Consider the following 12,414-nt stretch of genomic DNA (forward strand, 5'->3'; position numbering starts at 1 on the left):
CGCCAACTCGCACCTCCGCTTGGTCCCACAGGATGTGGGTCATGAAGGCCCCGCGACAAAATTTCTTAGCAATTTATTTTGCGACGAGTAACCGCAGGAGCACGATGTCGCGAGTTTAGCCTTCCTTCCCTAACAGTTCGAAAACAGGTTTTCGATTCGTTTCTTCCACGGTCGGAGTCGAGCTTGAGTGGCGCATTGCGCATTTCATTTGGAAAATGAATAATCATAATGGTTTTGTCACTATTTTGTCAAGCGGGATTTCCTTGAATTACGGGTGTATTTCGGCTATAGTCAAAAGAGTAAATTGAACATATTGGAGGACTTACTAAATGACACATACATACGCAGTCGTATTAGCTGCAGGTCAAGGTACACGTATGAAGTCCAAATTATATAAAGTTCTGCACCCTGTTTGTGGCAAACCGATGGTTGAACATGTGGTTGATCACATTGAAGAGATTGGTGTAGAACGCATTGTGACTATCGTAGGTCATGGTGCTGAAAAGGTACAAGACCAGCTTGGAAGTCGCAGTGAATATGCGCTTCAAGAAGAACAACTTGGAACGGCACATGCTGTCTTACAAGCAGATGCAGCTTTAGGGAAGTTAGCCGGTACCACACTTGTTATTTGTGGTGACACACCCCTAATTCGTCCAGAAACGATGAAAGCATTACTTGCACATCATCAAGAAACTTCAGCTAAAGCGACGATTCTTACTGGAATCCCTGAAGACCCGACAGGTTACGGTCGTATTCTTCGTAATTCTGAAGGGCATGTTGAACGTATTGTGGAGCAAAAGGATGCATCAGCTGACGAACAACAAGTAAAAGAAATTAACTCAGGCACATACTGCTTTGATAATGAAGCATTATTTGCGGCATTAAAACTTGTGAAGAATGATAATTCACAAGGGGAGTTCTATTTGCCAGATGTGATCGAAATCTTGAAAAATCAAGGGGACATTGTGTCTGCTTTCGCAACAGATGATTTTGAAGAGACGCTTGGTGTTAACGATCGTGTAGCACTTTCACAAGCTGAAACGTTGATGCGCCATCGCATTATTGAAAAACATATGCGAAACGGTGTAACAATTATCAATCCAGCTAATACTTATATTAGTGCGGATGCAATTGTTGGTTCTGATACCGTGTTGCAACCAGGTGTTATGATAGAAGGAGCTAGTGAAGTAGGGGAAGATTGTTTAATTGGACCAAATAGCCAAATTACAAATAGTAAAATTGGACATCGCACAACCGTACATTCATCTGTCGTTACTGAAAGTGTTATTGGAGAAGATACGGCAGTTGGACCATTTGCTCATATCCGTCCAAATTCAGAAATTGGCAATGAAGCAAAAATCGGTAATTTTGTAGAAATTAAAAAAACAAAATTAGGAAACCAATCGAAAGTATCACATTTAAGTTATATTGGAGATGCAGAAGTTGGGGAACGTGTGAATATTGGTTGTGGAACGATTACTGTGAACTATGATGGTAAAAATAAATTCTTAACGACGATTGAGGATGACTCCTTTGTCGGATGTAATTCAAACTTAGTTGCTCCTGTAAAAATTGGTCAAGGTGCATACGTCGCAGCTGGATCGACCATTACAAAAGATGTACCCGCACAAGCTTTGTCGATTGGTCGAGCACGCCAAGAAAACAAAGAAGGATACGTACAAAAACTAAAATTAAAATAACAGGAGGAACATCATGTCTTACCAATACGAAAATACGAAATTAAAAATTTTCTCATTAAACTCAAACGAGTCACTTGCTAGAGAGTTAGCGGAAGAAGTGGGTTTACCACTTGGTAAAATTTCCGTTAACCGTTTTAGCGATGGTGAAGTTCAAATTAACATTGAAGAAAGTATTCGTGGGTGTGATGTCTTTATCATCCAATCAACTTCTTCTCCTGTAAACGAAAACTTAATGGAACTTTTAATTATGGTAGACGCTGTGAAACGTGCTTCTGCACGTACAGTAAACGTTGTTCTTCCTTACTATGGTTATGCTCGTCAAGACCGTAAAGCACGCGCTCGTGAACCAATTACAGCGAAACTCGTGGCAAATTTATTAGAAACTGCTGGTGCAACTCGTGCTATCGTCTTAGATTTACATGCTCCTCAAATTCAAGGGTTCTTTGATATTTTGATTGATCACTTGATTGCAGTTCCAATTTTGTCTGATTATTTCTTAGAGAAAAACATTGATCCTTCTGAAATTGTGATTGTTTCACCTGATCATGGTGGAGTAACACGTGCACGTAAGATGGCAGACCGTTTGAAAGCGCCAATTGCGATCATTGATAAACGTCGTCCCCGTCCTAACGTTGCAGAGGTTATGAACATTGTCGGAAATGTAGAAGGTAAAATTTGTATTCTTATTGACGATATTATTGATACTGCAGGGACCATTACAATTGCAGCTAACGCACTTGTTGAAAGCGGAGCGAAAGAAGTATATGCATGTTGTACCCATCCAGTATTATCAGGGCCAGCAATTGAACGTATCGACAACTCTTGTATTAAAGAATTAGTCATCACAAACTCAATTGAATTATCTGAAGAAAAAACTTCACCGAAGATCAAAACTTTATCAGTTGCTCCATTATTAGCAGAAGCAATCATCCGTGTATTTGAAGAGAAATCGGTTAGTACTTTATTTGATTGATAGCTCCATGTTTCATTTTTGAATATGTTGGGTAAACATAGAAATAGAATGAATTAAACAGGAGAGTGACTATAGATGACTACAACAGTAAAAACACAAACACGTGACATTGCTCAACAATCTAATTTAACTAAATTACGCGGCGAAGGTTTCGTACCTGCAGTCGTTTATGGTTATAAAACAGATACTTCTTCAATCGCAGTAAGCGAAAAAGATTTATTGAAAACATTACGTGAAGTAGGACGTAACGGTGTTATGAGCCTAGACGTTGATGGGAAAAAAGTGAATGTTGTATTAAGTGATTATCAAATGGACGTATTAAAAGGGAAATTTGTTCACGCAGATTTCTTGGCTATCAACATGACTGATGAATTAGAAGTAAGTGTAACAGTTGTACCAACAGGCGATTCTGTAGGAGTTAACGAAGGCGGCGTGTTGAATCAATCAAACCGTGAAGTAACAATTAAAGTAAAACCTTCTGCAATCCCAGAGTCAATTGAAGTAGATGTTACTGAACTTGCTATTGGTGATACGTTAACTGTTGGCGACATTCGTGAAAAATCAGAATTCAACATTTTAAACGAAGATGACTTCGCTTTAGTATCAATTACTGCTCCACGTTCAGACGAAGAATTGGAAACTACTGCTGACGAACCAGCTGTAGCTGAAGATGAAGATGCTGAACAAGAAAACACTGATGAAGCTACTGAAACAAAAGAATAAGTTATCCATAAAAAAGGGATTGTCATTTGACAGTCCCTTTTTTTATGCATTCCTTTATTTGTGGTAAAATGTAAAGTATTCAGTAAGTAAAGGAAGTATCGCTTATGAAAATGATAATCGGACTAGGCAATCCCGGAAAACCGTATGAACATACAAGGCATAACATTGGCTTTGATGTGATAGATGAACTGGCAAAACGTTTCAACTCGCCATTAAACCAAATGAAATTTAAAGGGATGTACACAATTATTCATCGACCAGAAGGTAAGGTCTTGCTAGTAAAACCTCTAACTTACATGAATTTGTCTGGTGAATGTATTGTCCCTATGATGGATTATTTTGAAATTGCAGAAGAGGATATTGTAGTCATTTACGATGATTTGGATCTCGCAGTTGGCAAGTTAAGACTACGTCAAAAAGGTAGCGCTGGCGGTCATAATGGAATTAAATCCATGATTCAACACCTTGGAACACAGGAGTTTAATCGTATTCGGGTGGGAGTTGATCGACCACCAGCTGGTATGAAAGTACCTGATTATGTATTATCTAGGTTTAAAACAGACGAAAAACCTTTGGTAGACGAAGCTATTACGAAAAGTGCGGATGCATGTGAAGTTTGGTTATCCTCACCATTTCTTGAAGTAATGAATCGTTTTAATGGCGCATAAGGAATAATTTCAGGTCGACCGGTCTATACTTTGAAAAAGGAGGCCGGTCCGTATTATGGCAATTCGAGTAAAGTGTCGGCATTGCAAGACAGAAATGGGGCATTTATCAGGCCAATCCGCTCTGCAACATGGTCGAGTAAAGCAAATGAGAGAAGAATTTGCAGAAGAGTTTATCACACAGGATGAAGAGGGAACACTAACCGTAACCAGTATTTGTGAGCATTGTGAAAAATCTTTACGGGATAACCCAAACTACTATGCTATACAAAAGTGGATACAATAAGAAATAGCTTTGGCGCGGGTTTCGCGCACAAAGCCTTTTTCTGTTTTCTAGGGCATAGGCTATAATTTATCGTTCTAGCTCCGAAGCCCAGCTCGCTCCTCCGCTTCAGAAACTCATTCGAAAACAAGTTTTCGATTCGTTTCTTCCACCGGCGGAGTCAAGCTAGAGTAGGCTTCTGCGCTTTTCTTACAAGGAGGTTCATATGGAACCATTACATCAATTATTAATGAAAGATCATCATATAAACACGTTGCTTGCAGACATTCAACAAGGAATCGATCAGCAACTGGTAACTGGACTCGTTGGAGGAGCACGTCCGCTTTTCATCCAATCGATTGCAAAAGAGACGGAGAGACCGATTTTAATAGTTTCACCAAATTTATTACAAGCTCAGCGATTATTTGAGGATATGGTGAAGCTACTCGGAGAAGAAGCAGTGCGGTTATATCCAGCGGATGAGTTGATTGCAGCAGATTTGTCAGTTTCAAGTCCTGAACTTCGAGCAGAGCGTATTGAAACGCTTGAATTTATGCACTCACAGAAGCGTGGCGTCGTGATAACGCCGATTGCCGGACTTAGACGTCACATGCCGAACTTAAAGCAATGGCGAGCTAGTCGTCTTGAAACGTCCATTGGACAACAAGTTGTGATGGACGAGTGGCTCGATCAATTGGTGGCAATGGGTTACTCAAGGCAAGCTATGGTGACGGCACCTGGAGAGTTTGCATTACGTGGAGGTATTTTAGATATTTACCCCATTTATTTGCAACATCCAGTACGTCTTGAATTTTTCGATACCGAAGTTGATTCGATTCGTACTTTTTCAGCGGAAGATCAACGCTCGATTGAAAAACTACAAGAAATCTGTATTCTTCCAGCTACCGAGTTTGTTTGGACGCGACAACAACTTCTGATTCTTGCCGAGAAATTAGAAGATTCATTGGCTACTAGTTTGAAAAAATTGAAGAAGTCTGAAACGAAGGAACTCCTTCTGCAACATATGAATCATGACATCGAATTGCTTAGACAAGGTGATGTGCCTGAACAAATGACGAAGTATGTTTCCGTACTAGAAGACCACCCTACTTTCTTAGGCGATTATTTTGCACAAGATGGTTTGGTGTTATTTGACGAGCTCGGACGGATTCAAGAAACGACAGATTCGCTAGAACGAGAAGAAAAAGATTGGTATATATCATTACTTGAAGAAGGAAAAACCGTTCATGATGTAAAATTGTCATTTAGTTTTAAAGAGATTCTTGCCATGTTAAATCAGCGTAAAATTTATTTTTCGTTGTTTGCACGCTCATTTTCAGGTATTAAATTAAAAAAATCAATTGCATTTTCATGTAAACAAATGCAACATTTCCACGGGCAAATGAACCTTTTGAAAAATGAAATGGAACGTTTTGAAGTGGGTAAATTCTTTGTGTTTATATTGGCTGATGGTGAAGAGCGCCAGAAGAAAGTGAAAGATGTTCTCGAAGACTACGGCATGATTGGTCATGTTTTAGGGGAACAGAGTGCACCTGAACAACCTGGTATTTATATCGTCGAAGGTGAAATGTCGAGTGGTTTTGAATTGCCTCTTCAGCGCTTAGCCGTTTTGACAGACGAAGAGCTGTTTAAGCAACGTCCGAAAAAGAAAGCACGTCCTCAAAAAATGACAAATGCTGAGCGGATTAAAAGTTATTCTGAAATCAAACCGGGCGATCATATCGTTCATATCCATCATGGTATAGGGAAGTATATAGGGATAGAGACGCTTGAAATTAACGGGATTCATAAAGATTACTTACACATTCGCTATCGTGCGGAAGACAAATTGTTTGTTCCGGTTGATCAAATTGATCAAATTCAAAAATATGTCGCCTCTGAAGAAAAAGAACCAAAGCTTCATAAACTAGGTGGAGCCGAGTGGAAGAAAACAAAAATTAAAGTTACGGCTGCGGTGCAAGATATTGCAGACGATTTAATAAAACTATATGCAAAACGCGAATCTGAAAAAGGGCATGCTTTCGAGCCGGACCAAGACATGCAACAAGCATTTGAATCGGCGTTTGCTTATGAAGAAACAGATGATCAATTACGTTCAATTGAAGAAGTTAAGCGTGATATGGAAAAAGAACGCCCAATGGATCGCTTGATTTGTGGAGACGTAGGATACGGCAAAACGGAAGTAGCCATTCGAGCTGCCTTTAAAGCTGTGCAAGAGAGCAAACAAGTAGCCTTCCTGGTACCGACAACCATTTTAGCGCAACAACATTACGAAACCATGAAAGAACGATTTGCAGATTTCCCAGTAGAAGTGGGATTATTAAGTCGTTTTCGTTCGAAAAAAGAGCAAACCGAAACGACTAAAGGCTTAAAGGCAGGAGCGGTAGATGTAGTGGTTGGGACACATCGCTTACTGTCAAAAGACATTGTTTATCATGATTTAGGATTGCTTATTGTCGATGAAGAACAACGTTTTGGTGTGACACACAAAGAGAAAATCAAACAGTTAAAGACGAATGTTGATGTTTTAACATTGACTGCTACTCCAATCCCAAGAACTCTTCATATGTCGATGATTGGGGTTCGTGATTTATCCATAATCGAAACGCCGCCAGCCAATCGTTTTCCTGTTCAAACATATGTAATGGAACAAAATGGGTCACTTGTTCGAGAAGCAATTGAACGTGAGATGGCTCGAGGTGGACAATCGTTTTATTTATATAACCGAGTGGAAGATATGGCACGTAAAGTGGATGAAATACAGATGCTTGTTCCAGAAGCACGTGTTGGTTTTGCACATGGCCAAATGGCGGAACGTGAGCTAGAATCAGTCATTCTATCATTTTTAGAAGGTGACTATGATGTACTCGTAACAACGACCATCATCGAAACTGGGATTGATATCCCTAATGTGAATACACTTATTGTTCAAGATGCTGATCGTATGGGTCTGTCTCAATTGTATCAATTAAGAGGTCGTGTAGGCCGTTCAAATCGTGTGGCTTATGCTTACTTCATGTATCAACGTGATAAAGTGTTAACTGACGTTGCTGAAAAACGACTACAAGCCATTAAAGAGTTCACAGAATTGGGTTCAGGATTTAAAATTGCCATGCGCGATTTATCGATACGTGGAGCAGGGAATTTACTTGGCTCACAACAACATGGCTTTATTGATTCAGTCGGCTTTGATTTGTATGCTCAAATGTTGCAAGAAGCAATCGAAGAAAAACAAAGTGGAATTATTAAAGATGAAATCATTGATGTCGAGATTTCGTTACCATTTGATGCTTATTTACCCGATGCTTATATTCCAGATGGGTTCCAAAAAATACAGATGTATAAGCGCATTAAAGCAGTGGAAAATGAGAAAGATTACGAAGATTTAGTGGATGAATTGATTGACCGTTTTGGAAATATGCCAATTGAGGCAGAGAGATTAATGAAAATTTCACGAATGAAAGTTTGGGCTAAAGAAGCTAATGTAGAATCAATTAAAGAACAGCATAAACAACTGGTTGTGAAATTTTCGAAAAGTGGCACTCAGACAACGAATGGTGCCATGTTAGTAGAGTCCTCAATGGTTTACGGGCGAGCAGTAGGTTTCCAGATGAATTCGAACCAACAATTACTAATGTCTATTGATGAAAAGAAAACAGGAACACATCATCCATTTGATGTTTTAGAAGCGATGATGAAGATTTTACCTCAAGCTCAAAAGAAGTAGATTCCTTTTTTGGTGAGCAATGACGCACTTGCATATTTTGCCCAATCTTGATGCATACTAGGGGAGAAATCAAAGAAATTTGAATTCTGTCGAAAGTGAGGCAACAAGGATGAAAGCAACAGGTATCGTCAGACGAATTGATGACCTCGGCCGTGTCGTCATTCCAAAAGAAATTAGAAGAACGTTACGAATTCGCGAAGGTGACCCGCTTGAGATTTTTACGGACCGAGATGGCGAAGTCATATTAAAAAAGTACTCCCCAATTAGTGAACTCGGTAGTTTTGCACAAGAGTATGCAGAAACGCTGTATGCGACACTTGGCACACCCGCTTTTATTAGCGACCGGGATGAAATGATTGCAGTAGCAGGTGTATCGAAAAAAGATTATTTAAATCGTCGATTATCCTCTCAAGCAGAAGAAATTTTGCAAGCGAAAACCATTGTTTCGGAAAAAATGGAAAAAGCGGTGGAATGGATTCCAGGTCAAGTGGAACAAGTGAAATCGTATTGTGTTGCACCGATTATTGTCGATGGCAACCCAATTGGTGCTGTTTACTTGATTTCAAAAGTTCATTTTATCGGAGATTCAGAAACAAAAGCAGTAGAAACCGCTGCACATTTTCTAGCCAAACAAATGGAACACTGAAAAGTGCAGTACGCCGTTTAGACCGATATCGGTGCTGGAAGGCTCGACTCGAAAACTTGTTTTCGCAGGAGAGACTGAAGCTAAGGTGCGAGCTGGTGCTTGTAGCTAGACACTGAAAAGTGCAGAACGTCGAAAATTCATAAAGAAAAACGTCTTCTTAATCACATAAGAAGACGTTTTTTTTCGTGTTATAATAGAACTCATAAATCCGTGCTAGTTATTGCTTGATTGGAATGAGGAACTACTATGAACAATGAATGGAACATGCAAAAATTTATGAAAGGTGCAGTCTTATTGACGATTGCCGCCTTAATCGTCAAAGCCTTAAGTGCAGTATACCGAATTCCTTTTCAAAATATTGTAGGGGATCAAGGTTTTTACATATATCAGCAAGTCTATCCATTTATCGGGGTATTAACTGTTTGGACCTCATATGGATTTGCTGTCGCTATTTCAAAACTTTTAGCAGATGCACATGATCATGCAAATCTAAATCAGCGATCGACCATCTTACGTATAGCATTTATCTATTTAAGTGTCATTTCAATTATTAGTTTTACGTTGTTGTTCGCAGGAGCAGATGTATTAGCACGATGGATGGGTGATAAAGAACTTGCTCAACTTCTGCGTACCGGCTCATTTGTGGTGTTACTAATGCCTATGCTGGCGTTACTAAAAGGTTCATTTCAAGCTGAAGGACGAATGGAACCTATTGCATATGGACAAGTTATTGAACAGATGGTGCGCGTGACCGTTATTTTAGTAGGTACATATGTTGTCGTGAAGACTGGCGCATCTTTATATACGGCAGGGAGTACCGCCTTATTAGGCGCCATCGTTGGTGAAATTGCGGGGATTATCTTACTTCTTTTATTTGTACGAAAACAATTTTCGTATAATTTATTGAAGAAAGGGACGAAAAGAGTTGCTGTTGGTCCAATTATCAGGGATTTAACCATTATTAGTTTAAGTGTCAGTATGAGCTCCCTTATCTTATTATTTTTCCAACTAGTCGACTCTTTTACGGTTTTTAGTAGTTTAACTGAAACGGGAATGAATCGACTAACAGCGATGGAAACAAAAGGGACCTATGACCGAGGCTTACCACTTGTTCAAATGGGGATATTAATCGCTTCGACTTTGTCCCTCTCCATTGTTCCGTTAATTGCACATACTACGCAAAAAAAGACAGGTAGAAATGCTGTTCCTTATGCACAATTAACGTTTAGGATTGCCTTATTGTTTGGAATTGCAGCAACACTAGGTCTGATTTTAGTGTTGCCATCGGTAAATGAAATGTTGTTTGAAACAAGAGACTTGTCAGCGACATTAATGGTTTTCTGTATACAAATCTTTTGGCTGTCGTTAATTTTGACGATGACGTCTGTGTTGCAAGGTTTAGGAAAAGTGATTCTTCCCGCCATTTTTCTGATCACTGGTCTTATTCTAAAATGGCTATGTAACGCTTGGTTACTTCCTATGTATGGAATAATGGGAGCAGCCGTTGCTAGTAATATCGGCTTTGCTTTTATTACCATAAGTTTATATCTCTATGTATACTCTATTTGGAAGATTCGTTTCGCAACCGCTAGATTTTATGGTCATTTGGCCGTAGCTTCGTTATTGATGATTGTCAGCGTGTTGACGTGGGGGATGGTCGCGGATAGTTGGATATTTGATGGACTGTCAAGTCGCTTGAGTGCGATGTTTACTTCCTTAACCAGTGTGGGATTAGGTGCGACCGTCTTTTTATTGTATATAGCAAAGAGTCGAATTATTGCAGAGAAAGAATGGTTTTTATTGCCCCTTGGGCGAAGAATGGCCATGGTTCAATTGTGGCTACACAGTGAAAAAAGAGAGGGGTGACGTTTGTGAATACGATTACAGTTCTTGGTTTGGGAGCGGGAGATTTAGAGCAGTTACCACTAGGTGTCTATAAAAAATTACTAAAAGCACAACGACTTTATGTGCGAACTGCTGAACATCCAGTGTTACAAGAATTAGTGAATGAAGGAATTTCGTTTGAAAGTTTTGATGCGATTTACGAAAAACATGATGCTTTTGAAGCTGTATATAAAGAAATTGTTGAGACCTTGATTAAGTTAGCCCAATCAGAATCTTTATTTTATGCAGTTCCAGGTCATCCCTTAGTTGCCGAACAAACTGTTCAGTGGTTAGTGGAAGCGGAAAGAAAAGGACGCATTCAACTTGAAATAGTGGGAGGTCAAAGCTTTTTAGACCCTATTTTTAATGCCTTACGCATTGACCCAATCGAAGGTTTTCAATTGCTGGATGGAACGATGTTTAAAAGAGACGATGTTCAAATGTCTCAACACGTATTAATCGCTCAAGTGTATGACTCATATAGTGCGTCTGATGTGAAGTTAACATTAATGGAGAAATATCCAGAAGATTATCCCGTAACGATTGTTACAGCTGCTGGTTCGGCGGATGAAGTGTTGAGAGTCGTACCTCTTTACGAACTCGACCGTGCTGCAGAACTGAACAATTTGACGACGATTTATGTACCACCAACAAATAAGCGTGAAGATCGATTAAAAGAATGGTCAACATTTAGAGAGATTATCGCTATGCTTCGCGCACCTGAAGGTTGTCCATGGGATCGTGAACAAACTCATGAAACTTTAAAAAAATATCTAATAGAAGAAGTGCATGAATTTTTACAAGCTGTAAATGACCAAGATGATGATAGCATGATTGAAGAGTTAGGGGACGTAATGCTCCAAGTGTTCTTACATGCTCAAATTGGGGAAGATGAGGGATACTTTAGCTTAGAAGATGTGCTCGAAAGCGTTTCTTCTAAAATGATTCGTAGACATCCACATGTCTTTGGGGACGTGAAAGTTGAAAGTTCAGAGGATGTATTGCGCAACTGGCAACAATTGAAATCAATTGAAAAAGGCAATCATAATACACGGATTTTGGATGGACAAGAACGTTCAGAATCATCCCTATTAACATCTTATAACTTCCAAAAAGCCGCAGCGAAAGTTGGTTTTGACTGGCCAAATGCTGAAGGTGCATGGATGAAATTTGAAGAAGAGTGGCAAGAATTCAAACAAGAAATTAACGAAGGCACTACAGAATCACAACTCGACGAACTAGGCGATGTGCTATTTACAATTGTGAATGTAGCTCGGTTCTATGGACTTTCTCCTGAAGAAGCCATGATGCATGCAAATAGGAAATTTAAAAGCCGTTTCCAATACGTTGAAAACAGTGTAGGACAAGGTAAGGGTGATTTTAGTGGGTATACACTAGATGAACTCGAAGCATTTTGGCAACAAGCCAAACAATCCAAAGGGGATGAATGACATGAGATTAGATAAATTTTTAAAAGTTTCACGTTTAATTAAACGACGTACACTTGCGAAAGAAGTGGCAGATCAAGGCCGTATAACAGTCAATGGCAAGGTGAGTAAAGCCAGTTCAGTCATTAAAGTGGGCGATGAATTAGCCATTCGTTTCGGACAAAAGGTTGTAACTGCTCGTATTGAGATGCTGAAAGAAACAGTAAAAAAAGAAGAGTCAACGATGATGTATACCATTTTAAAAGAAGAGAGACTTGAAAAGGTTGATCCTGAATTTGTCGATGACGAAGATTAATTAATTGATGAGCATGACCAAAATATGGTCATGCTTTTTTGTTTGGCTGCATATAGTTAATGGACTGGAC

General features: G+C 39.4%; 10 protein-coding genes. All 10 read left to right on the top strand.

What is annotated here, in order from left to right; all coding sequences use genetic code 11:
* The first annotated feature begins 329 nt into the window (after nt 1-329).
* The 10 genes from glmU (at nt 330) to WBG45_RS13115 (ending at nt 12,344) form a co-directional block, all read left to right on the top strand.
* On the top strand, nt 330-1,700 hold the full coding sequence (gene glmU / locus WBG45_RS13070) for a bifunctional UDP-N-acetylglucosamine diphosphorylase/glucosamine-1-phosphate N-acetyltransferase GlmU (protein ID WP_424415204.1): 1,371 nt from the start codon (nt 330-332) through the stop codon (nt 1,698-1,700).
* Nucleotides 1,701-1,713: 13 nt separating this feature from the next.
* Nucleotides 1,714-2,673 carry a ribose-phosphate diphosphokinase gene (locus WBG45_RS13075; protein ID WP_424415206.1) on the top strand — a complete coding sequence of 320 codons (960 nt, stop codon included), beginning with the start codon at nt 1,714-1,716 and terminating at the stop codon, nt 2,671-2,673.
* Between the two features lie 75 nt (nt 2,674-2,748).
* On the top strand, nt 2,749-3,396 hold the full coding sequence (locus tag WBG45_RS13080) for a 50S ribosomal protein L25/general stress protein Ctc (RefSeq protein WP_424415208.1): 648 nt from the start codon (nt 2,749-2,751) through the stop codon (nt 3,394-3,396).
* 104 nt (nt 3,397-3,500) lie between these two features.
* Nucleotides 3,501-4,064, top strand: coding sequence for an aminoacyl-tRNA hydrolase (pth, locus tag WBG45_RS13085; protein WP_024536342.1), 564 nt, complete (start codon nt 3,501-3,503; stop codon nt 4,062-4,064).
* Nucleotides 4,065-4,119: 55 nt separating this feature from the next.
* Nucleotides 4,120-4,347 (top strand): anti-sigma-F factor Fin, encoded by a 228-nt coding sequence (locus WBG45_RS13090; RefSeq protein ID WP_024536343.1) that lies wholly within the window; start codon nt 4,120-4,122, stop codon nt 4,345-4,347.
* A 202-nt stretch (nt 4,348-4,549) separates the two neighbouring features.
* The gene (gene mfd / locus WBG45_RS13095) at nt 4,550-8,071 is read left to right on the top strand and encodes a transcription-repair coupling factor (RefSeq protein WP_424415211.1); all 3,522 of its coding nucleotides are present in this window, start codon (nt 4,550-4,552) and stop codon (nt 8,069-8,071) included.
* Nucleotides 8,072-8,180: 109 nt separating this feature from the next.
* Nucleotides 8,181-8,717: a stage V sporulation protein T gene (gene spoVT, locus WBG45_RS13100; RefSeq protein ID WP_024536345.1), complete on the top strand. Its 537-nt coding sequence runs from the start codon at nt 8,181-8,183 to the stop codon at nt 8,715-8,717.
* 246 nt (nt 8,718-8,963) lie between these two features.
* Nucleotides 8,964-10,583, top strand: a complete 1,620-nt coding sequence (locus WBG45_RS13105; protein WP_424415213.1) for a putative polysaccharide biosynthesis protein — start codon at nt 8,964-8,966, stop codon at nt 10,581-10,583.
* Nucleotides 10,584-10,588: 5 nt separating this feature from the next.
* Nucleotides 10,589-12,052 carry a nucleoside triphosphate pyrophosphohydrolase gene (gene mazG, locus WBG45_RS13110; RefSeq protein ID WP_424415215.1) on the top strand — a complete coding sequence of 488 codons (1,464 nt, stop codon included), beginning with the start codon at nt 10,589-10,591 and terminating at the stop codon, nt 12,050-12,052.
* Between the two features lies 1 nt (nt 12,053).
* On the top strand, nt 12,054-12,344 hold the full coding sequence (locus WBG45_RS13115; RefSeq protein ID WP_024536348.1) for an RNA-binding S4 domain-containing protein: 291 nt from the start codon (nt 12,054-12,056) through the stop codon (nt 12,342-12,344).
* The last annotated feature ends 70 nt before the right edge of the window (nt 12,345-12,414 follow it).

The sequence above is a fragment of the Paenisporosarcina sp. genome, from assembly GCF_049671445.1.
Lineage (GTDB): Bacteria > Bacillota > Bacilli > Bacillales_A > Planococcaceae > Paenisporosarcina.

Excerpts from the sequence above, each read along its gene's own strand:
- glmU (WP_424415204.1), top strand. The coding sequence starts at position 330 with ATGACACATACATACGCAGTCGTATTAGCTGCAGGTCAAGGTACACGT.
- WBG45_RS13075 (WP_424415206.1), top strand. The coding sequence starts at position 1,714 with ATGTCTTACCAATACGAAAATACGAAATTAAAAATTTTCTCATTAAAC.
- WBG45_RS13080 (WP_424415208.1), top strand. The coding sequence starts at position 2,749 with ATGACTACAACAGTAAAAACACAAACACGTGACATTGCTCAACAATCT.
- pth (WP_024536342.1), top strand. The coding sequence starts at position 3,501 with ATGAAAATGATAATCGGACTAGGCAATCCCGGAAAACCGTATGAACAT.
- WBG45_RS13090 (WP_024536343.1), top strand. The coding sequence starts at position 4,120 with ATGGCAATTCGAGTAAAGTGTCGGCATTGCAAGACAGAAATGGGGCAT.
- mfd (WP_424415211.1), top strand. The coding sequence starts at position 4,550 with ATGGAACCATTACATCAATTATTAATGAAAGATCATCATATAAACACG.
- spoVT (WP_024536345.1), top strand. The coding sequence starts at position 8,181 with ATGAAAGCAACAGGTATCGTCAGACGAATTGATGACCTCGGCCGTGTC.
- WBG45_RS13105 (WP_424415213.1), top strand. The coding sequence starts at position 8,964 with ATGAACAATGAATGGAACATGCAAAAATTTATGAAAGGTGCAGTCTTA.
- WBG45_RS13115 (WP_024536348.1), top strand. The coding sequence starts at position 12,054 with ATGAGATTAGATAAATTTTTAAAAGTTTCACGTTTAATTAAACGACGT.